Source organism: Nocardioides sp. NPDC000445, assembly GCF_040300245.1.
In the GTDB taxonomy this organism is placed as follows: Bacteria; Actinomycetota; Actinomycetes; order Propionibacteriales; family Nocardioidaceae; genus Nocardioides.
Genome location: NZ_JBEPDH010000014.1, coordinates 60,307 through 80,252, shown reverse-complemented (window position 1 = coordinate 80,252; position 19,946 = coordinate 60,307). Strand labels below are relative to the sequence as shown.

Below are 19,946 nucleotides of genomic sequence, written 5' to 3'. Positions count from 1 at the left end.
ATCCGACCGCGGTAGGAACCGCATGCGAATATCACCATCATGACGAAGATCGACCTTCCTTTCGACCTCGACTCCATCCCGGGACGTACTCGCCGGTGGGTCAGAGGCGGGATGAAGCGCACCGAGAGGTGGGGGAAGCGGATGGGCGGTCGGGTCGGCCCGCTCATCCCCAACACGCTCGCCACCGGGGGCACCGACGACTGGACGCCGCAGGGGCTGGGCTACGGCCCGGACACCAACATGCTGGCCCAGAGCTACTACTCCCACGACAAGGGGTCGGCGCTGGTGCTGGTCGACCTGAAGAGCGGGAAGACCGCCGCCGAGGTGCTGCTCGTGGGTCACAACGGCAAGGCCGGTCCCGGGCACGCCGGCGGGGTCGCGATCGACGGTGACGACGTCTGGGTCTCCAAGGGCGCCGGCGGCGGCAAGGGTCGGCTCTACCGCTACTCGCTCTCGGCCATCCGGAATGCGGCGAAGGGCGCCGAGGTCGAGCCGATCGAGGCACCGGCGAAGGTCGCGGCCGGCTCCTACTGCCGGATCCGTGGAAACCGCCTCTATGTCGGCGGCTTCGGAAACCAGACGATGTTCGCCTACGAGAAGGACGCGAACGGTGAGTGGGACTTCTCCGAGCCGGTCCTCTCGACCACCACCCCGCCCAAGGTCCAGGGCGTCGTCGTGCGCCGCGACGAGTACGTCTTCTCCTCCTCGTTCGGCCGGCACCGGCCGAGCACGATCTTCGTCTGCGAGCGGAAGCCCGACGGCGGTGTCGGTGCGGTGCGCCGCAAGTTCAGGTTCCCCAACATGGCCGAGGCGATCGTCGAGGTCTCGGGCGAGCTCATCACCACCTACGAGTCCGGCGCCTCCCCCTACAGTCGGCCCTCGGCGCGAGGGTTCGGCATCCTGATCGGCCGGATGTGGGCGAGCACCCACATGACCTGCACCCCGATCGCCTCCCTGGGCCTCGCCCCCGACCCCGAGGCCGGTTGATTTCGTACGCTTCATGGCGGGCCGGTACGCTTTCCTGGTCTAACGGGCAGCGATGTCCACCACGACCTGCAGGAGAAGACATGAAGAAGATCGTCCTCGTACTGCTGGCCGCGGCTGGCATCGTCCTCGCCAAGAAGAAGCTCGACCAGTCCAACCCCGAGAAGGGTCACTGGGCCGCGGCGACCGACAAGGTGAACTGACCGACGGACACCCGTCCGGGGCGTTGGCGCAATTGGTAGCGCACCTGCTTTGCAAGCAGGGGGTTAGGGGTTCGAGTCCCCTACGCTCCACCAGGATTCGAGGTTGCTGCGTGAGCACCCGTCTCAGCAGCGAGGTCTACACCGAGACCTCACCGACTCATCAGGTCAACGAGGACTTCGTGCTCGTCGGGCAGGACTTCGTCATCGTGCTCGACGGTGCCACACCGGTCGCCGGGCTCGAGAACGGCTGCAGCCATGACGTGCCGTGGCTGGTGCGTCATCTCGGCCTCCATCTGGCCGAGGGCTTCATCGCTCCTGGCGACGCCAGCTTGGTGAGCATCCTCGAGGATGCGATCCGTCGAGTCTGCGAGGCTCATGCCGACACGTGCGATCTCGACGACACGAACAGCCCGTCCTCGACGGTCGCGCTCCTCCGCCTCCGGGGCGAGCGCGCGGACTACCTGGTCCTGGCGGACTCGTCGGTCGTGTTCCGGATGACCGACGGCAGCATCCTCCCGATCACGGACGACCGACTCGACCATCTCGACGACTACTCGGTCGCCGGCGTCGGCGCGGTTCGCAACACCGCCGAGGGGTTCTGGGTCGCCAGCACCAAGCCGGAGGCCGCGCGGCAGGCGATCACCGGCAGCGTCGACCTCGGCTCACGCTCGGTCCATTCCGTCGCTGTGCTGACCGACGGTGCCGCGACGCTCGTCGAGAGGCATGGCCGGACGTGGGCGGAGCTCTTCGCCGTCCTCGACCTCGGTCCGGAGGCGCTGGTGCGGCGTACGCGGGAGGCCGACGAGGCCGCCACGGCCGAGTTCCGGGGCAAGCGGCACGACGATGCGACCGCCGTGCTGTGCCACCTCGTCGACGGCGACATCCCCTGACGGCGTACGAACGAAAATTCGTTCGTACGCCGGTCACCCGCGCCGGCTATGAGAGCAGGGTCGTGTACGTCGGTCGCAGCTCGTCGGTGCGGTCCTTGACGTGCTGGACGACGCGGGCTGAGGCCTCCTCGGTGATGGGCGAGGGGCCCTTGTCGAGGAGGTCGGCGAGCTCGTCCAGGCAGACGTGCCAGCCGACGGCGGTGTCCGTGTTGCCGGTGGGGCTGCCGAGCCAGGTCGTGAAGGTGAGGCGGGTGCCGTCGTCGGTGGGCTCGAGGTCGAAGCGGAGCAGATCCGTCAGGTCCTCGCGACCGTCCATCCCCCAGGTGAACTCGAAGGCCCGAGGCGGGTCCCAGACCCGCAGCTCCCCCTCCGAGACGTAGTTGCCCGGGTCGACGCCCATCTCCTCGATCGCCTCGGTGGTGCTCGCCAGCTCCAGGCCCTCGGGCCAGAAGGGGAGGCTCAGCCGCGCCCCGACCGTACGCTCGCCGACGATGTCGGTCGGAAACCAGTGCCGCAGGCCGTCCGTCTCGGTCAGGGCCCGCCACACCTTCTCGGGTGAGTGGCGGAGCAGACGTACGTAGCGAAGACCCCTCCGCTCGCCGTCGATGAGCACCTCGCCCATGGGTCCGGTCGTCGTGGTCATCTTTCAGTCCTCCTTGTGGTCGGGGTCGTCGAGCTGGTCCAGGTGCCGCTCGAGCGCATCGAGACGGTCGGCCCACATCCGGCGGTACGGCGCCAGCCACTCCTCCAGCTCCCGGAGCCGCTCGGGACGCAGCCGGTAGTGACGGCGCGGTCCGTCGATGCGTACGTGAACCAGGTCCGCCTCGCCCAGTGTCCGTAGATGCTTGGAGACATTCGGCTGAGCGAGCCCGAGGGTCTCGACCAGCTCGCCCACCCCCATCTCGCGCTGACAGAGCAGGTCGAGGATCTGCCGACGGGTCGGGTCGGCGATCACGCTGAAGACGTCTCGGGTGGGCACTTCACAAATATGCCTCTATGGGAATATGCCTGTCAAGGCATGTGTTTTCAGTTCAGCAGCTGATCGGCGGCGAGCCAGATCGCGAAGACCGCGAAGCCGCCGGCCAGCAGACCCAGACCTACCGAGGCGTACGCCCGGAGCGGTAGCGACGAACGAACACGTCGTGGGGCGTGCCAGGGCGATGTAGGGCCTGTCGGGAGAACCGGGGGCAGTGTGCCGGGCGTCGGCGGCTTGCTCCTCTCGTCCGTCCCGAAGATGTCGTCCATGGTCGCGGGTCCCCTGTCGGCGGGTACGTGCGTGCCGTCGGGTATTGGCATGGGGGCGAGGGGCGTCGCACCGGTCAGGGCGCTCAGGTGCTCGGCCTCGGCGGCGAGGGCGGCGTCCAGGTGGACACGCGCCGGATGGCCGTACGGAAGATCCTTGAGGATCTGGGTGTAGCGCTCGATCCGGCTGAGGACCCGGGCCTGTCGGCTGCCGTTCTGCAGGCCCCAGGCGAGGCAGGCGAGCGCTACAGCGAAGAGTCCCGAGACGATCGCGGTACCCATGCTCAGGAGCGTAGTGGCCCGGGTGCGTTCCCGCTATGAGACCGCGATCGCGATCAGCGCGATGGCGGGGAGCACGGACGCGGCGATGGTCCCCTTGATGCTGCCGCCGCGTGGGAGCCAGTATCCGAGGGCGTCGGCGATCCCCATGAACAACGAGGCGAGCAGCATGTAGATGGTGGTGACGACCACGACGGTGACACCGGTGGACTCGTCGCCGAAGTTCACCATCCAGAGGCCGACGAGCGTGCCGACGCCGGCGAGAGCGTTGCGGGCGCCGATGCAGAACGACCACAGGTGGACGTTGCGGATCCCGTTCGGTTCGATCCCGAGGAACCGCTGGACCTCGGGGCGATGGATGAGGAAGGCCTCGAAGGGGAAGACGGCGATGAGGATCAGCGCGGCGATGGCGGCACTGAGCTGAGCGACTGCGTTCATGGGGACCTGCTTGCGACGGGCCCCGACGCGCGAGGCTGTGGCGATCGTGGATGCAACACGCGTCCGGCGGAGCCCCGTGAACAGACGACTGTGTCTGGACACCGGAAAGCGATATAGTCAGTCTTACTGACTATATTGACGAGGGCGCCGCACGGTGTCAAGGGGTTCGATGGACGTCGCAACGCTCATGCTCATCGCCTACCGGGCGATGGACGAACGGGTCATCTCCGCGATGCGGGACGCGGGCTATGACATCACCGTCGCGCAGGCCCGGCTGGCACAGCGGATCGCCGAGACCGGCTCGCGCCTGGTCGATCTGGCCGAGCAGGCCCAGGTCACCAAGCAGACCGCGAGCGTGCTGGTCGCGGCACTGGAGAGCAAGGGGCTCGTGGAGCGGGTCCCGGACCCGGTCGACGGCCGGGCGCGCCTGATCAGGTTCACCGCCACCGGGCAGGATGCCGCCGACCGCGCTCGCGAGGTGGTGATGAGTGTCGAGCAGGAGTGGAACGACCACCTCGGCCCCCATCTGGCCTCAGCCCTGCGTGAGGCGCTCACCTCGCTGCGCGAGCTCGTCGATCCTTACCAGTGATGCTTGGCCGATGGCCGGCCAGTGGGAAGCCCCGAGGAGGTAGCGGCCTCGACGGGCCGCGTACGGCCCTCAGAACCCGGGCTAGACGGGCAATTCGTCGGTAACTGGTAAACCGCAGGGGGGATACATTCCCTAAACAGGTTCGCGGCGATTACGCAAGGGGCCTAATACCTATCGTCTCGATATTTGGACCTATCACTCGTTTGAATTCCGTACGGCGGAACAAAGTGGTCTCGAACTTAGGAAACCCTTTGGTGCGGGCGCCAGAAAACGCTTCTGACGAACCCTTCCACCGCAAAGTCCGAGAGGTCAATGTCGTGGGCGCAGAGTCCGTAGTCACCCGGGTCGAGATGACCCCAGCAGAGTCCCAGGCCGCAGCCGAACTGTCGGAGTCCTTGCTCGCCCGGTTCGAGAGCCCGGTCTCCTCGGAGTTCCTCGAGACCGCGCCCTTCCTCGGCGGCGAGCTTCCCGACAGCGTCGCCAAGGCGATCCGCGCCTTCCGCTACGGCGATGCGACCGACGCCCTGGTGATCAGCGGACTCCCGGTGACCGCCGGCCCGACTCCGCCGCACTGGAACCACCCCGACGCTCAGGCGCCGCACATGGCCGACTTCTGGCTCGCCCTGATCATGGCCCAGCTCGGCGACGCCGTCTCCTGGTCCTCGCTGCAGGGTGGCCAGCTGGTCAACAACATCCTGCCGATCCAGAAGCAGGAGAGCCTGCAGACCGGGCACAGCAGCGACGTCGTGCTCGACCTGCACATCGAGGACGCGTTCAGCAACCTTCGCTGCGACCACCTCGGGCTGATCTCGCTGCGCAACGAGGACATGATCCCGACCACCGCGGTCGGCATCAGCTCGATCGACGTGACCGGCCCTGAGTACGCTCCGCTGTTCGAGCCGCGCTACGTCATCCACCCCGACGACGAGCACCTGCGCAACCTTCGCGAGGCCGGCGTCAACGAGGGCGAGCTGCTCGCCGCGCCGACCGCCGTTCTCTCCGGCTCGCCCCAGGCTCCCGATGTCCGGCTCGACCCGCCCTACATGGCGGCTCTGCCGGGTGACGTCGAGGCCGACCGGGCGCTCCAGCTGCTCATCATGGAGCTCTCCGCGAACGTCGAGGACGTCGCGCTGGCCCCCGGCGAGATCCTCATCGTCGACAACCACCGTGCTCTGCACGGCCGTAAGCCTTTCACGGCTCGCTACGACGGCACCGACCGTTGGCTCCGCCGCCTCACGACCGTCAAGGACCTGCGCCGCAGTCGGGTCGCTCGGTCCGAGGCCTCCTCGCGGATCATCGACCCGGTGCTCGAGCCTCTTCCCGCATCCCTTGAGCTCACAGGCGCTGGTCGCTGACGCTCGGGATCAGGAGGCCGCAGGCGCGTTCCGCCTGCGGCCTCCATCTATTTCGTGCCGCCGACCGTGACAGGGATCCGGAATACTCGTTGGGGTGAACGTGAGGCGATGGGGCATGTGCGTGCTGGCCGTTGGGCTGGCCCTTGCGCTGGTCGGCTGTGGGGACGACAGCGAGCCGAAGAAGCCGGAAGCGGCGCCGTCGGAGGACACCTACCCCGTGTACGCCGCGACCATGGGCCCCGTCGAGGCGGCCATGACGTTCGTGCCGGAGAGCGCGAAGACGCTGGCGGTGACCGACTACGACGAGGTGAAGTCGCTCTTCGGGCTCGACGACATCACCGGCCGGTCGAGCCCCGCGGACCAGAGTGACCTGTGGAACCGGGCCGACAAGGAGGCCGCCCAGGTCAGCGGTGGTCTGCTGCGAGGTGTCGACCAGCGTCTGCGCGACACGTACCAGTGGGGCGCGGCCGATGTCGTCTGGGAGGCCAGGTTCACCGGCGGCGGCAAGGACGGGTACGTCATCAAGGTCGCCGACCGGGTCAAGCCCGGACCGGCGATCAAGGCGGGCGTCGGCCCGCTGAAGGGCGCGACGTTCGACCCGGAGACCCACCTGATCACCAAGAACACCGCACGCCCGGACGCGGAGAACTGGGCGGCGCAGGAGGTGATGGTCGCCATCGCCGGAGGCCCTGCGACCTCGACGTACGTCGTCAAGGGCTGCGCCGAGGGTGGGCCGAAGGAGAAGACCCGGCTGGCACCGGTCGAGGCCTACTCGGTCGAGTTCGGCGGCGGGCTGGCCACCCTGCGTCTCGGCGAGGACCGTGACGACCTGTTCTATCGGCTGAAGCTGGGCGATCAGGTCGCGGCGTACGAGAAGGTCTTCACCAACGGTGTCGCCGATCCGTCCACGGGGCGGATCGGGTTCCGGGTGACGAACCCGGTGACCGCGGCCACCCTGGTCACCACGGAACCCGTCCCGTTCGCGGTCTGTGACTGAGGGGCCGTACTCTGGAAGGGCTATGGCCGCCCAGACCAGTCCCCCGCGAAGCATCCTCTCCCCCAGGTTGTGGGGTGCGCACGCGCTGGTGGTGATCTTCGTGACCGGCGCGGTGCTGCTCGGGGTCTGGCAGTACCAGTCGAGCCAGCAGGACAAGCAGGACCAGGTCGCGGAGCTGGTGCACGCGAAGCCGAAGGCGTTCACCGACCTGATCGGACCCAACGACGCCTTCCCGTGGGAGCAGATCGGCCGTCCCGTGACCGTCTCCGGGATCTGGATGCCCGAGGAGACCATCTTCATCGACGGGATGGAGCGAGGCTCTCAGGTCGGCTTCTGGGCCGTCACACCGGTGCTCGTCGAGGACACCGAATCGGCCGTCTACGTCGTGCGCGGCTGGACCCCTGAGGTCGGCAGCGCACCGCCCGCGCCGCGCGGCCACGTCACCGTCACCGGTTGGCTGCAGCCCAGCGACTGGACCGACGTCGCCGACGACCGCAAGTCCGACAACGTCTTCCCGCAGCTGGACGTCTCCGACCTGATCTCGCGCACCAGCTACGACCTCTACAGCGCCTACCTGGTGCGCGCGCCGGTCGAGGACAACTGGCCGGCCAGCTCGATGCCGGTCAACGACGGGGCCACGGACGTCGCCGACGTGCCCGCCCCGCAGCTGCCCGAGCCGGAGGCCACGACCGGGCTCCGCAACCTCCTCTACGCGATCGAGTGGTGGCTGTTCGGCATCTTCGGGATCTACGTGTGGTGGCGCTACGTGCGCGACACTCTGCGTCCCCGTGATGACGGCGAGGACGAAGAAGACCCTGAGAAAATCACTCAGGATGAGCGCGTACCCTCGGACGCGTGAACAAGCTGTTCGGCACCTACAAGGTGCTTGCGTACGTCGTGGGTGTGCTGCTGCTCGTCGGCACGATCTCCTCGCTGTTCAAGTATCTGCTGCCCGAGGGCACCGCCCTGCAGTCCTTCGGCGAGGCGATGACGCCACTGTGGGTCGCGCACGGCTGGATCTTCATCATCTACGTGATCGTCGCCTTCCTGTTGACGCAGAAGGCCCGCTGGACGATCCCCGAGTTCCTGCTGATGATGATCGCCGGCCTGATCCCCGGTCTGATCTTCTGGGTCGAGCGCCGCGTCGCCGACCGGATCGCTCCCAAGCTCGCTGACGCGGCCTCCTGACCTCAGGTCCGCGACCGACACTGTGGGAGGATCGAGGAGTTACATCCCGTACCAATCCCAATGTCGGAAGGGCAGGTCATGGCTGACCAGAAGGCCATCCTCCACACCAATCACGGTGACATCACGATCACCTTGTTCCCCAACCATGCTCCGGAGACGGTCGCCAACTTCGTCGGCCTCGCCACGGGGACCAAGGAGTACACGGACGACGCCGGCCGCTCCGGTGTTCCCTACTACGACGGTCTCGGCTTCCACCGTGTCATCGCAGGGTTCATGATCCAGGGCGGTTGCCCCCTGGGCACCGGTACGGGCGGCCCGGGCTACACCTTCAAGGACGAGCCGCACCCCGAGCTCACCTTCGACAAGCCCTACCTGCTCGCGATGGCCAACGCCGGTCCCGGCACCAACGGCTCGCAGTTCTTCATCACCACCGGCCAGGCGCCGTGGCTGAACTTCAAGCACACCATCTTCGGTGAGGTCGCCGACGAGGAGTCGAAGAAGGCCGTCGACTCGATCTCCGGCACCAAGACGGGTGCGATGGACCGCCCGGTCGAGCCGGTCGTCATCGAGAAGGTCGAGATCGTCTAGTTGTCCGACTCGACCCCGGTCGGGGTGCCGGTCTGCTACCGCCACCCCGACCGTGAGACGCATATTCGCTGTCAGCGATGCAGCCGGCCTATCTGCCCTGACTGCATGACGCCCGCCTCGGTCGGCTTCCAGTGCCCCGAGTGCGTGCGTGAGGGCCACAAGTCCGTACGCCAGCCCAAGCGCTTCACCGGCGCGCGCGTGAGCTTCCGGGCGCTCCCGGTGACCTTCTCGCTGATCGGCGTCAACGTCCTGGTCTGGCTGAGCATCGTCCTGACCGGTGGATCCGGGTCGAGGATCGCCGACTTCCTCGCGATCCGGCTACAGGGCTACTGCCTGACGCCTGACGGCGGGTTCGCGGTGCCGAACGACGTCTGCCGGGCGAGCGGCTACACCTGGATGCCAGGGGTTGACGACGGAGCGTTCTGGCAGCTGCTGACCTCGACGTTCACCCATGTCTCGATCATCCACCTGGCCGTGAACATGCTGTCGCTCTACATGCTCGGCTCGTTCCTCGAGCCGATCGTGGGCAGGCTGCGGCTCCTGGTCTTCTACCTGATCTCCGGCCTGGCAGGCTCCGCCCTGGTGGTCTGGGCGTCGGCACCGGCCGGGTCGACAGTGGGCGCCTCCGGTGCCATCTTCGGCCTGCTGGGTGTCCTGGTGGTGCTCTTCGTCAGGGCCGGGCAGTCGCTCTCCCCGCTGCTGCCTGTGCTCCTGATCAACGCGGGCATCACCTTCTTCGGCAACGGCATCTCCTGGCAGGGGCACGTCGGTGGCTTCATCGGCGGGCTCGTCGTCGCGGGCATCTTCACCTCGCTCCGGGCCGATCGGAAGGCACCGTTGCAGTGGGCTGCCCTGGGTGCCTTCACGTTGGGCTTGCTTGCCCTGATCGGCGTACGGATCATGCTGTTCTGACGCCTTCGAGGCAGGTGTTTTCGGGGCGTTTTCACCGCGTGGACAAATCCACAGGTGTGGATGGCCCTGTGGAGAACTACATCCGTGTAACGCAAAGCGGCGCAAACCAAAGGTTTGCGCCGCTTTCGCTGTCTAACGAGAGGGTCACTCCCACTTCGTGGCGAAGGTGAAGCCCACCGCCATGAAGCCGATGCCGACCAGGAGGTTCTTCTGGCCCAGGTCGTTGAAGACCCAGATCTTGTCCAGGTGGTCGTTGGCGAAGACGTAGAAGACGCAGATCCAGATCAGGCCGATGACGAAGCAGCCGAGCATGCCGACCACGACGCCGCGGCCGCGGCCCAACGGCGTCTTCGGGTGGGCGGCGACGGCCAGGCCCAGGAAGAGCAGGATGAAGCCGATCAGGTAGTTCCACCCCTCGAGCTTCTGCACCGGTTTCGGCCCGGTGAAGTCGCCACCGACCTCATTGGGGCGGACCCCGACGTAGTAGTAGGCGATCCAGCCGATGCCGAGGGCGATCAGCAGCAGGGCGACCCCGAAGCGCGGAGTGAAGATCGGCTCCTTGGGAAGGTCGAGATCACTCTTCTTCGAGAGCTTGAGCTTGGCCACGGGTGATGCTCCTCAGACAAATGTGATTGCTGCGCATACCCTAATGGTCGTGAGCTCCGGAACCCAGGCGAACCCCACACCTAAACCAAAGCGCTGGTCCCGCGTGACCTCTTGGAGGCTTGGTACGCCCGTCGTGGTGCTGCTCTGTGGCGGCCTGCTCGCGGTGAGTTTCGTGAACGCCGACGGCACCGACCTGCGTCCGGGCCGCTACGAGGACCTGGCGACGCTCGTCGACGGGGAGCGGATCCGCTACAACCGCCTCGAGGCCCAGCTGACCGACCTGCAGAGCGAGGTGGACCAGCTCACCAGCGGCGTCACCGACAAGGACGTCAAGAAGCTCCAGCACCAGTCCGCGCGGCTGGCCGACCCGGCCGGCACCTCCGACCACAGCGGCGCCGGCATGCAGATCGTCCTCGGCGACGCGCCCTCGGAGGTCCAGGAGAGCTACACCGGTGACGACCCCAACTCGCTCGTGGTGCACCAGCAGGACATCCAGGCCGTCGTCAACGCGCTCTGGGCCGGCGGCGCCGAGGCGATCACCATCGCCGGCAAGCGGATCATCACCACCACCGGCATCAAGTGCTCCGGCAGCACCGTGCAGCTCGACGGCGTCCCCTACCCCCAGCCGTACGTCATCGAGGCGGTCGGCGACCCCGACCGGCTGCAGGCCGCGATCGACCGTGACAACCACGTGCAGAACTACCGGGCCGACGCCCGTGACCCCAACGTCCAGATCGGCTGGTTCCTCAAGCCCCTGACCTACCTCACCGCGCCGGCCTACGACGGCCTGCTCGACGTGAAGTACGCAAAGCCCCTGCCTCAGGAGAAGTGAGACAGGGGCTTCGGCTGAGCCTCGGCGTCCGGGGCTACGGCGCCGCCGGGGTGCTCGGCGGGAGCGCCGGGTCGCACGTCGGCGGGTCACCCGGGTCGGCGGTCTGCGTGGCCGAGGCCGACGGGTTGGCCGGGTCCGTGCCGGGCACCAGCGTCTGACAGCTCGGCAGGGCCTCCTCCTTCGTCGAGACGAAGATGATCACCTCGCCGTCCTGCGCGAGCGGCGTGCCCTTGGCCGGTGTCTGCTCGACGACGGTGCCCTTGGGCTTGTCGGCGTTGGGCTCGTCCTTGCGTACGGGCGTGAACCCGGCGTTGCGGAGGATCTCCTCGGCCTGCTCGGCCGTCTTCCCGACCACGTTCGGGACCTTGTTCGGGCCCTTGGAGACGGTGAGGGTGACCACGGTCGACTTGCCGGTGGTGACGCTCTCGCCGTCGACCGGGTCGGACTCGATCACCGTGCCCTTGGGCTTGTCGGACTCTTCCGTCTCGATCTTCACCGTGAAGTTGTAGGGATCACCCTCGAGCAGCTCCTTGGCCGTCTTCTGCGGAGATCCGATCACGTTGGGCATCTCCCGGTTGGGTGGCCCGGTGGAGACAGTCAGGGTGACGGTGCTGCCCTCTTCGACGTCCTCGCCGGCGGACGGGTCCTGGGAGATCACGACGCCCACGGCGACGGTGTCGCTCGACTCCTGCTTGATCGCGCCCTTCAGCTTGGCCGTGCTCAGCTCGGCCATCGCCTTCTCCTGGGTCAGACCGGTCACGTCGGGCGCAGGGGTGGTCTGCGGGCCGAGGGCCGCAGGCAGGAAGTAGGCACCCAACCCGATGAGGCCGACGATGACCAGACCGAGCAGGATGAGCACCCACGGGCGAGGGCCTTCGGGGCGGTCGTCCTGGGGCGGGTAGTAGCCACCGTTGGTGGGGTCGCCACCGTAGGCGCCGACAGCGCGGTTCTGGGCGACCTGCGTCTGGTCCATGCTCGGCGGCACGGTCGCCTGGACCGGACGCCCGGCGAGGTAGCGCTCGATGTCGGTGCGCATCGCCTGCGCGGACTGGTAGCGGTCCTCGACCCGCTTCGCCAGCGACTTCATCACGATCGCGTCGAGCTCACGGGTCAGTGTCGGGTCGTGGGCCGAGGGAGGCTGAGCCTGCTCGCGTACGTGCTGGTAGGCCACCGACACCGGCGAGTCGCCGACGAACGGCGGACGACCGGTGAGCAGCTCGTAGAGGAGGCAGCCGGCCGAGTAGACGTCGGAACGGGCGTCGACCTGCTCGCCACGGGCCTGCTCGGGGCTCAGGTACTGCGCGGTGCCGACCACGGCCGCGGTCTGGGTCATCGTCGACTGGGCGTCGTTGAGAGCCCGGGCGATGCCGAAGTCCATCACCTTCACGTCACCGGCCGGCGTCAGCATGACGTTGCCCGGCTTGATGTCGCGGTGGATGATCCCGTTGCGGTGGCTGTAGTCGAGAGCGTTGAGTACGTCGGAGCTGATCTCCAGCGCCCGCTCGGGCAGGATCTTGCGACCCTCACGGAGTACGTCGCGCAGCGTGCGGCCGGCGACGTACTCCATCACGATGTAGGGCTGGGCGACGCCGTCGTCGGACTTCTCCTCGCCGGTGTCGTAGACCGACACGATCGAGGGATGGTTGAGCTTGGCCGAGGACTGCGCCTCGCGCCGAAAACGGGCCTGGAAGGTCGCATCGCTGGCGAGATCGACCCGCAGCCGCTTGATCGCGACCACGCGGCCGAGCCGGTGGTCGGTGCCCTTGCGGACCTCCGCCATGCCGCCACGGCCGAGCAGCTCGCCGACCTCGTAGCGACCGGCCAGGAGAGCTCCCTCAGCCATTGCCGCCCCCGTTGCCGTTGCCGCCGCCGCCATCGGTGTTCTCGTCGCCCGGAAGATCAGGGATGCCCCAGTCGGAGGACTCTCCGTCGGTCGGCTCCTCCTCGTCGGGCTCTTCCTCGTCGGGCTCCTCGGCGGGAGGCTGCTCGACCACGGGGCGCTCGCCGTAGTAGCGGATGGTGATCGGGTCGCCCTCGTAGAGGTTGCGGGTCGGGTCGAGGCCGGCGACCGTGTCGGGCTCGTAGCTGCCGTCGTTGTCCTGGACCGCCACCTTGACCTTCAGGCCGAGGTCGTTCAGCTCGGAGCGCACCTCATCGACGTTGCGGCCGACGTAGTCGTCCTCGTTGATCTCGACGGCCTTCGGCTCCTCTTCGGCCTCCTCCGACGGGGTGGGAGTGGGGGAGGCCGACGGGGTGGTGGACGTGTCGTTGGCCGGAGGAGTCTTCGGGTCCGCCGCGAGGGTCGAGATGATCCAGATGATCGCGACGATGACGGCCACGAGCATCAGGATGATGACGATGTTGAACGGCTTCTTGTACCAGGGCTTCTGCTCGTCGTCCTCGTCGTACCGGTCGTACGGGTCCTGGTAGCGAGGCGGCGGCGGACCCTCGGGCCCGCCCGCGGCGCCCTGCATGCCGACGTAGTTCTGAGTGGGCGACGGGACCGGGTCCATGACCGACGTCGCGGTCGCGTCGGTCGGAGCCGCGGCGACGACCGTGGTGGCATCCGCGTCCGGGTCGGAGGCGCCGTGGCCGATCATCGCGCTGGTGAACGCGGCCGCATCGGCGTAGCGGAGGCTCGGGTCCTTCTGCAGGCTCCGCATCACGATCGCGGCCAGGTCGGCCGGGACGTGGTCGGGCAGCGGCGGGACCGGGTCGTGCAGGTGGGCGATCGCGGTCGCGACCGGGGTCTCCTTCTGGAACGGCCGGTAGCCGGCCAGGCACTCGAAGGCGACCACGCCGAGGGAGTAGACGTCGGAGGCGGGCGTGGCCTTCTCGCCACGCGCCTGCTCGGGGCTGAGGTACTGAGGCGTGCCCATCACCTGGCCGGTGCCGGTGATACCGGTCGAGGCCTGCGCACGGGCGATGCCGAAGTCGGTGACCTTCACCTTCCGCTGCGGCGTGATCAGGAGGTTGGCGGGCTTCACGTCACGGTGCACGATGCCGGCCCGGTGCGCGGCGGCCAGCGCGTCGCCGGCCTGACCGAGCAGGTCGCGGACGACCTCGGGGGCCAGTGGCCGCCCATCACGGATGAGCTCCGAGAGCGGCTTGTGGTCGACCAGCTCCATCACCAGGAACGGTCGCATCAGGCCGGAGGCGGTCGGCATCTCGCCGACGTCGTAGACGGCCACCACGTTGGGGTGGTGGAGCGCCGCGGCATGCTTCGCCTCGGACTCGAACCGGGACCGGCCGATCGGGTCCTCGGCGTGCTCGGGCTTGAGGAGCTTGATCGCGACCTCGCGGTTGAGGGTCGTGTCAGTCGCTCGCCACACCTCGCCCATCCCGCCGGTGCCGATGAGCTCGTGGAATACGTAACGACTCATGAGATCGCTGCCTCCATCATGGCCTTCGCGATTGGGCCGCCCAGCCGTCCGCCGGCGATCTCGCTGCGTTCGGTGCCGCTCTTCTGGACCATCACGGCGACCGCGATGGACGGGTTCTCCGCCGGGGCGAACGAGGTGAACCAGGCGTACGGCGGCTTGTCGGGCGTGGTCTGTGCGGTGCCGGTCTTGCCGGCGACGCTCACGCCGTCGATGGCCGCCGCCTCGGCGGTGCCGTTGTCGACGGTGCTGACCATCATCTGGGTCAGGATCTCGGCGGTGTCCTGCGAGACCGCCGGCTGGTTGTCGATCGGGGTCGGGTTGCCCTGGTCGATGACGTCGAGCGAGGAGGACGTCACCCGGTCGACGAGGTAGGGCTTCATGACCTCGCCGCCGTTCGCGATCCCTGCCGAGACCATCGCCATCTGCAGCGGGGTCGCGATCACGCTCTGCTGACCGATCGCGGCACGGGCCTGCTCGGCCTTGCCGTCGTTGGGCGGGTACTGGCTCTTGGCCAGCGGGCCGATGTCGTCGAGGTAGTCCTGGCCGAAGCCGAACCCCTCGGCCTGCTCCTGCATCTCCTCGTCGGAGAGCTCCATACCGAGAGAACCGAAGGCGGTGTTGCAGGAGACCTCGAGAGCGTGGGTGAGGGTGATCTGCTCGCCGCCGCAGCTGGTGCCGTTGAGGTTGGGCAGGTCGGTCGTGGTGCCGGGGAGGTCGAGCGACGCGCCGCCGTAGACCATGCTGTCACCGTCCATGCCGAGGTTCTCGATCGCGGCCGCGGCGGTGACCAGCTTGAAGGTCGATCCCGGCGGCAGCGCGGTCTGGATGGAGCGGTTGAGCAGCGGCTCGTTCTCGTCCTTCGAGAGCTGGTTGTAGGACTTCGTCGCAGCACCGAAGTCGTGGTTCGCCAGCTTGTCCGGGTTGTAGGTCGGCGTGGAGGCCATCGCCAGGATCTTGCCGGTGCTCGGCTCGATCGCCACCGCCGCCGCCTGGACGTCGTCGCCGAGAGAGGTCAGGCCCTCGTACGCAGCGTCCTGGACCTTCGGGTCGATGGTGAGCTCGACGTTGCCGCCGGCCGGCTCGGAGTTGGTGACCAGGTCGACCAGACGGTTGGTGAAGAGCTTGTTGTCCTGACCGGACAGCACCGAGTTCTGGGAGCGCTCGATCCCGGTCTGGCCGTAGGAGTAGGACATGAAACCGGTGATGGGGGCGTATTTCTTGCCGCCGGGGTAGGTGCGCTGCCACTCGTACTTGTCGTCGCTCGGCTTGCTGGTGGCGATCGCCTTCTTGCCGACCAGGATGTCGCCGCGCTGCTGGGAGTAGGCATCTTCGGTGACCCGCCGGTTGTCGGCTCGGTCGTTGTACCAGTTCGCCTTGAAGAACTGGACGTACGTCAGGTTCAACATCAGCGCCACGAACAGGAGCAGGCAGCCGACGCTGAGCGTACGGATGGGGCGGTTCACTTGCTCATCGCCCCTTTGTCGAGCTTGACGATCTGGGTCTCCTCAGCGGCGAGGTCTTCATCGGACGGCGCCGTCGGCAGTGGACGGCGGGACTGGTCCGAGACGCGCAACAGCAGGGCCACGATCACCCAGTTGGCGACCAGCGAAGACCCACCATACGAGAGGAACGGTGTGGTCAGACCAGTCAGCGGGATGAGCCCGGTCACGCCACCGACGACCACGAAGGTCTGCAGCGCGATCGAGGTGGCCAGGCCAACGGAGAGCAGCTTGCCGAAGTCGTCGCGGGCCACGATCGCCGTGCGCAGGCCGCGCTCGACGATCAGGCCGTAGCAGAGCAGCAGAGCCAGGAGCGCGGTCAGACCGAGCTCCTCGCCGATCGCCGGGACGATGAAGTCGGAGTTGGCGTACGGGATTCGCCAGGGCTCGCCCGAGCCGAAGCCGCGGCCGATCATGCCGCCCCAGGCCATCCCGAACAGCCCTTCGACCAGCTGCCCCGACGAGGTCACGCCATCTTCGCCCACGGGGTAATACTTGAACGGGTCCAGCCAGGTGAACACCCGGACGCGGACGTGGCTGAACAGGGTCAGAGCAGCGAAGACACCACCTGCGAAGAGCAGGCCGCCGACGACGATCCAGCCCTTGCGCTCGGTCGCGACGTACAGCGTCACCACGAAGAGGCCGTAGAACAGCAGGCTGGAGCCGAGGTCGCGCTGCAGCACCAGGATCGCGAGGCTGATCGCCCACATCATCAGCAGCGGGCCGAGGTCGCGGCCGCGGGGCAGGTCGATGCCGGCGAATCGGCGCCCCGCCAGAGCGAGCGCGTCGCGGTGGACCGCCAGATAGCCGGCGAAGCAGATCACCAGCAGCACCTTGGCGACCTCACCGGGCTGGAAACCCACCGGACCGATGTTGATCCAGATCCGGGCGCCGTTGATCTCCTTGCCGATGATCGGGAGCATCGGCAGGATCAGCATGACCACCGCGCCGAGGCCGGCGGTGTAGGTGAACCGCTGCAGCATCCGGTGGTCGGGCACGAAGAAGAGCGTGATCAGGAACAGCGCCACGCCGATCGTCATCCAGGTCAGCTGCTGGCCTGCGAAGTCCGCATTCTCAGCCGCCGGGCGCGACAGGTCGAGCCGGTGGATGACCGCCAGACCGAAACCGTTGAGCATCGCCACCAGGGGAAGCAGCACGGGGTCGGCGTACGGAGCCAGCAGACGTACGCCGATGTGGGCCGCCACCAGGAGCGCGACCAGCCAGGTGCCGTAGCCGACGATGTCGACCGGGATCTCCTCCTTCACCCCCAGACCGACCGCGGCGTACGCACCGATCCCGACGACCAGGGCCAGGATCAGCAGGACCAGCTCCGCTCCTCGCCGCGAACGGTGGACGAAAACGGGCATGGAGCTAGCCGGAGTGAACCCGCTCATGACCCGCTTCCCGCGTCCGCGGCGCTCTGGTCCGCGAGAGACTGCACCTTCTCCTGGGCGCCGGCGAGGTCCTTGCTGTGGATCCCGTCCTCGAGCTGGTTCTGGTAGGTCTCGGCCAGGTCGGCGACCTTCAGGTTGGAGGTCTGGTAGGGCTCGGACAGATCGAGGCCGATCATCGTGGTGGGTACGCCACGGAAGATTGTGACATTGCCGTCCTGCTCGCCGATGTACCACTGGTTCTGCGACCAGACGAACGCGGTCGCAACGGCGATCCAGACGACACCGAGAAGGGTCAGCAGGCCGAAGGCCCAGCGCAGCTTCAGATACTTGGCCGGCGCCTGGAGCGCGTAGCGCATCTCCTCCGGGTCGGCCGCGATCGCGCCGTCGGGGATCTCCTCGTCGATCGGGTCCAGCTCGCCGGTGTCGCCCATCCGGTGACCGCGGAACAGGGCGGTCATCTGGCCGGTCTTGGTGGTCTTCCGCTTGAGCTCGGCCGCCGCGCCCACCATCTGGGCCTCGAGGCCGGGGGACGGGATGGTGTCGCTCGGCACCACGTCGGCGACCACGCAGGTCACGTTGTCGGTGCTGCCGGAGTCGAGGGAGACGCGGACCAGCTCGACGGCTGCGTACTCGGGCGTGCCGGTGGCCAGGATGTCGGCGATCCGCGGGTCGTCGACGTAGCCGCAGACACCGTCGCTGCAGAACATCAGCCGGTCGCCGGCGACGAGGTCGACGATGAACAGGTCGGGCTCGAGCTCCCGGGTGCCGTCGAGGGCCTTGAGGATCAGGTTGCGGTGGGGGTGGGTCTTGGCCTCCTCCTCCGTGATCCTCCCCTCGTCGAGAAGCGTCTGCACGAAGGTGTGGTCGTGGGTGACCTGGTGGATCGCGCCGTTGCGGAGGAGATAGGCGCGGCTGTCGCCCACGTGGCCGACGGTCAGCTTGGAGCCGTCGAAGAGGCCGACGGTCGAGGTCGTGCTGGTGCCGTTGAGCGTCGGGTCGTGGTCGACCAGGTGGCCGATCTCGTCGTGGGCCATGTGCAGCGCGTGGGAGACCAGGCCGATCAGGTCGTCGTCGACCAGCCCGAGGGCCGGCTCCTCGTCGAGCTTGCGCAGCTGCTGGACGGCCGTGCTGGAGGCGATGTCACCGCGGGCAGCGCCGCCGACACCGTCGCAGACGGTCAGCAGCCAGGGTCCGGCGTACCCGCTGTCCTGGTTGTCCTTGCGCACCCGGCCGACGTCCGAGACCGCCGCGAACTCGAGGCGGAAGGGACGTCCGTCGGCAGAGCCGGGACTGGGTGCGGGGTCGGGGGTGGGGTCGGTCGCAGCGGTCACTTGCGCAGCTCCAGGATTGTCTTACCGATCCGCACCTGGGTCCCGAGAGAGATGGCGGTCGGCTGATTGATCCGGACGGACCCGATGTAGGTGCCATTGGTCGATCCGAGGTCCTCCACGAACCACTGGTCGCCGGAGACGGCGATCCGGGCGTGGCGGGTGGAGGCGTAGTCGTCATCGAGGATGATCGCGGCATCGCTGCCGCGGCCGATGACGATGGGTGCCTGCGAGAGAGGCACGGTCACCCCGGCGTTGGAGCCGGTGGTGACGGCGACATGCGTGGGTACGCCGCGCCGCGGTGCGCGCGCCGCGGCAGCCTTGCCGCGAGCCGGCGGGGCCGCGGGCTGGCCGCCGGCGGAGGCGTTGGTGACCCGCGCGCCGAACATGTCGGAGCGGATCACCGACAACGCGGCCAGCACGAAGATCCACAGGATCGCCAGATAGGCGACCCGGATGAGGAAAAGGGTCAGCTCGCTCAACGGCGCTCCTCCACGATATGCGCGGTGATGACGGTGGTGCCGATGCGCACCTGAGAGCCGTCGTCCAAGGTGGCACTCGCCATCTTCTGCCCGTTGACCAGCATGCCGTTGGTCGAGCCGAGGTCATAGACCTCGACGCGCACACGGTCGCCGGCCTGCTTCGAGCGGAACTCGATGTGGCGGCGGCTGATGCCGGGGTCGTTGATGCGCAGGTCGGCGTCGGTGCCCCGGCCCACGACGAGGTTGCCGTGGAGCGGGTGCCGGGTGCCGTTGATCTCCAGGTAGGCCTGCGCGCGGCTCACCTGGGTGTCGCTCATGTCGGCGCCGGAGACGGCGGCCTGGGCGCGGCTGCGCACCCGGAACCGGCCGATCGTCAGGTCCTTCGCCTCGCCGAACTCGATGCTCACGCGGCCGGGGAAGACGAACCCCTGCGCCTCGGCGTGGTCCATCAGTTGGCGCTTCAGCTCTTCCTTGAGGTGGGGGCCGTACGACTCCAGCTTGCTCAGGTCGCTGGAGGACAGCTCCACGAAGAAGTCGTTGGGGACCAGGCGCCGCTGGCGGCTGAGCACCTGGGCGTTGTTGTCGATCTCGCGCTGGAGCGCGGCGACGATCTCCACCGACTTCACCTCGGAACGGAACGCCTTCGCGAAAGCGCCTGAGATGAGCTGCTCCAACTTCTGCTCGAACTTCTGCAGGCCGCTCACGTTGTTGCGCTCCTCTCAGGTGCCGGGGGTGGGCCGGTCGGGGTGGGTGGTCA

The 19,946-nt window shown here is 67.9% G+C and carries 23 protein-coding genes and 1 tRNA gene; 12 read left to right on the top strand and 12 right to left on the bottom strand.

The genetic code is table 11. From position 1 onward, the window contains the following. The first annotated feature begins 39 nt into the window (after positions 1-39). From ABT304_RS19125 to ABT304_RS19110, 4 genes are all read left to right on the top strand, one after another. Positions 40-987, top strand: a complete 948-nt coding sequence (locus ABT304_RS19125; RefSeq protein WP_350717535.1) for a hypothetical protein — start codon at positions 40-42, stop codon at positions 985-987. An 80-nt stretch (positions 988-1,067) separates the two neighbouring features. Further along, positions 1,068-1,187, top strand: coding sequence for a DLW-39 family protein (locus tag ABT304_RS19120; protein WP_008355567.1), 120 nt, complete (start codon positions 1,068-1,070; stop codon positions 1,185-1,187). A gap of 17 nt (positions 1,188-1,204) precedes the next feature. Continuing rightward, positions 1,205-1,280: transfer RNA gene (locus ABT304_RS19115), tRNA-Ala, on the top strand. 17 nt (positions 1,281-1,297) lie between these two features. Then, positions 1,298-2,077 (top strand): protein phosphatase 2C domain-containing protein, encoded by a 780-nt coding sequence (locus ABT304_RS19110; RefSeq protein WP_350717533.1) that lies wholly within the window; start codon positions 1,298-1,300, stop codon positions 2,075-2,077. Positions 2,078-2,123: 46 nt separating this feature from the next. On the opposite strand, the gene ABT304_RS19105 is transcribed toward ABT304_RS19110, so the two are convergent. From ABT304_RS19105 to ABT304_RS19090, 4 genes are read right to left on the bottom strand one after another with little or no spacing between them, the layout of a single operon-like run. After that, positions 2,124-2,720 (bottom strand): SRPBCC domain-containing protein, encoded by a 597-nt coding sequence (locus ABT304_RS19105; RefSeq protein WP_350717531.1) that lies wholly within the window; start codon positions 2,718-2,720, stop codon positions 2,124-2,126. A gap of 3 nt (positions 2,721-2,723) precedes the next feature. Next, positions 2,724-3,056, bottom strand: a complete 333-nt coding sequence (locus ABT304_RS19100; RefSeq protein WP_160026093.1) for an ArsR/SmtB family transcription factor — start codon at positions 3,054-3,056, stop codon at positions 2,724-2,726. Between the two features lie 47 nt (positions 3,057-3,103). Continuing rightward, positions 3,104-3,601 carry a hypothetical protein gene (locus tag ABT304_RS19095; RefSeq protein WP_350717530.1) on the bottom strand — a complete coding sequence of 166 codons (498 nt, stop codon included), beginning with the start codon at positions 3,599-3,601 and terminating at the stop codon, positions 3,104-3,106. 33 nt (positions 3,602-3,634) lie between these two features. After that, positions 3,635-4,036 carry a DUF1304 family protein gene (locus ABT304_RS19090; protein ID WP_350717528.1) on the bottom strand — a complete coding sequence of 134 codons (402 nt, stop codon included), beginning with the start codon at positions 4,034-4,036 and terminating at the stop codon, positions 3,635-3,637. 169 nt (positions 4,037-4,205) lie between these two features. On the opposite strand from ABT304_RS19090, the gene ABT304_RS19085 reads away from it, so the two are divergent. The 7 genes from ABT304_RS19085 to ABT304_RS19055 all read left to right on the top strand — a co-directional run bounded on the left by ABT304_RS19085 (position 4,206) and on the right by ABT304_RS19055 (position 9,665). After that, positions 4,206-4,625, top strand: coding sequence for a MarR family winged helix-turn-helix transcriptional regulator (locus ABT304_RS19085; RefSeq protein WP_350717526.1), 420 nt, complete (start codon positions 4,206-4,208; stop codon positions 4,623-4,625). Between the two features lie 350 nt (positions 4,626-4,975). Continuing rightward, complete coding sequence (locus tag ABT304_RS19080; RefSeq protein WP_160026088.1) at positions 4,976-5,980, top strand: TauD/TfdA family dioxygenase; 1,005 nt, start codon at positions 4,976-4,978, stop codon at positions 5,978-5,980. A 94-nt stretch (positions 5,981-6,074) separates the two neighbouring features. Further along, the gene (locus ABT304_RS19075) at positions 6,075-6,977 is read left to right on the top strand and encodes a hypothetical protein (RefSeq protein WP_350717524.1); all 903 of its coding nucleotides are present in this window, start codon (positions 6,075-6,077) and stop codon (positions 6,975-6,977) included. A gap of 22 nt (positions 6,978-6,999) precedes the next feature. Further along, on the top strand, positions 7,000-7,836 hold the full coding sequence (locus tag ABT304_RS19070) for an SURF1 family protein (RefSeq protein ID WP_350717522.1): 837 nt from the start codon (positions 7,000-7,002) through the stop codon (positions 7,834-7,836). Continuing rightward, positions 7,833-8,165 (top strand): DUF3817 domain-containing protein, encoded by a 333-nt coding sequence (locus tag ABT304_RS19065; protein ID WP_160026085.1) that lies wholly within the window; start codon positions 7,833-7,835, stop codon positions 8,163-8,165. Before ABT304_RS19070 ends, ABT304_RS19065 begins: the two co-directional genes overlap by 4 nt. 78 nt (positions 8,166-8,243) lie before the next feature. Continuing rightward, complete coding sequence (locus tag ABT304_RS19060; protein ID WP_350717520.1) at positions 8,244-8,753, top strand: peptidylprolyl isomerase; 510 nt, start codon at positions 8,244-8,246, stop codon at positions 8,751-8,753. A gap of 105 nt (positions 8,754-8,858) precedes the next feature. Beyond that, a complete protein-coding gene (locus tag ABT304_RS19055) occupies positions 8,859-9,665 on the top strand; it encodes a rhomboid family intramembrane serine protease (RefSeq protein ID WP_350717518.1) in 807 nt (268 codons plus the stop codon). Between the two features lie 144 nt (positions 9,666-9,809). Here the strand turns inward: ABT304_RS19055 and ABT304_RS19050 are convergent, their stop codons facing one another. Beyond that, positions 9,810-10,271, bottom strand: coding sequence for a cell division protein CrgA (locus ABT304_RS19050; RefSeq protein WP_350665255.1), 462 nt, complete (start codon positions 10,269-10,271; stop codon positions 9,810-9,812). 43 nt (positions 10,272-10,314) lie between these two features. Between ABT304_RS19050 and ABT304_RS19045 the strand changes: the two genes are divergently transcribed. Continuing rightward, positions 10,315-11,103, top strand: a complete 789-nt coding sequence (locus ABT304_RS19045) for a DUF881 domain-containing protein (RefSeq protein WP_160026082.1) — start codon at positions 10,315-10,317, stop codon at positions 11,101-11,103. Between the two features lie 34 nt (positions 11,104-11,137). On the opposite strand, the gene pknB is transcribed toward ABT304_RS19045, so the two are convergent. The 7 genes from pknB to ABT304_RS19010 are packed head-to-tail and all read right to left on the bottom strand — an operon-like array spanning position 11,138 to position 19,893. Then, the gene (gene pknB / locus ABT304_RS19040; protein WP_350717516.1) at positions 11,138-12,946 is read right to left on the bottom strand and encodes a Stk1 family PASTA domain-containing Ser/Thr kinase; all 1,809 of its coding nucleotides are present in this window, start codon (positions 12,944-12,946) and stop codon (positions 11,138-11,140) included. Further along, the gene (locus ABT304_RS19035) at positions 12,939-14,486 is read right to left on the bottom strand and encodes a serine/threonine protein kinase (protein ID WP_350717514.1); all 1,548 of its coding nucleotides are present in this window, start codon (positions 14,484-14,486) and stop codon (positions 12,939-12,941) included. The genes pknB and ABT304_RS19035 overlap by 8 nt, the downstream gene beginning before the upstream one ends. Continuing rightward, entirely contained in the window at positions 14,483-15,949 is a 1,467-nt protein-coding gene (locus tag ABT304_RS19030) for a peptidoglycan D,D-transpeptidase FtsI family protein (RefSeq protein WP_350717512.1), read from the bottom strand. Before ABT304_RS19030 ends, ABT304_RS19035 begins: the two co-directional genes overlap by 4 nt. Then, positions 15,946-17,352, bottom strand: coding sequence for an FtsW/RodA/SpoVE family cell cycle protein (locus ABT304_RS19025; protein ID WP_350717510.1), 1,407 nt, complete (start codon positions 17,350-17,352; stop codon positions 15,946-15,948). Before ABT304_RS19025 ends, ABT304_RS19030 begins: the two co-directional genes overlap by 4 nt. A 23-nt stretch (positions 17,353-17,375) precedes the next feature. Continuing rightward, positions 17,376-18,710 (bottom strand): PP2C family protein-serine/threonine phosphatase, encoded by a 1,335-nt coding sequence (locus ABT304_RS19020; RefSeq protein WP_160026077.1) that lies wholly within the window; start codon positions 18,708-18,710, stop codon positions 17,376-17,378. Continuing rightward, on the bottom strand, positions 18,707-19,189 hold the full coding sequence (locus ABT304_RS19015; RefSeq protein WP_141802030.1) for an FHA domain-containing protein FhaB/FipA: 483 nt from the start codon (positions 19,187-19,189) through the stop codon (positions 18,707-18,709). Before ABT304_RS19015 ends, ABT304_RS19020 begins: the two co-directional genes overlap by 4 nt. Then, the gene (locus tag ABT304_RS19010; protein WP_045550788.1) at positions 19,186-19,893 is read right to left on the bottom strand and encodes an FHA domain-containing protein; all 708 of its coding nucleotides are present in this window, start codon (positions 19,891-19,893) and stop codon (positions 19,186-19,188) included. The genes ABT304_RS19015 and ABT304_RS19010 overlap by 4 nt, the downstream gene beginning before the upstream one ends. Between the last annotated feature and the right edge of the window lie 53 nt (positions 19,894-19,946).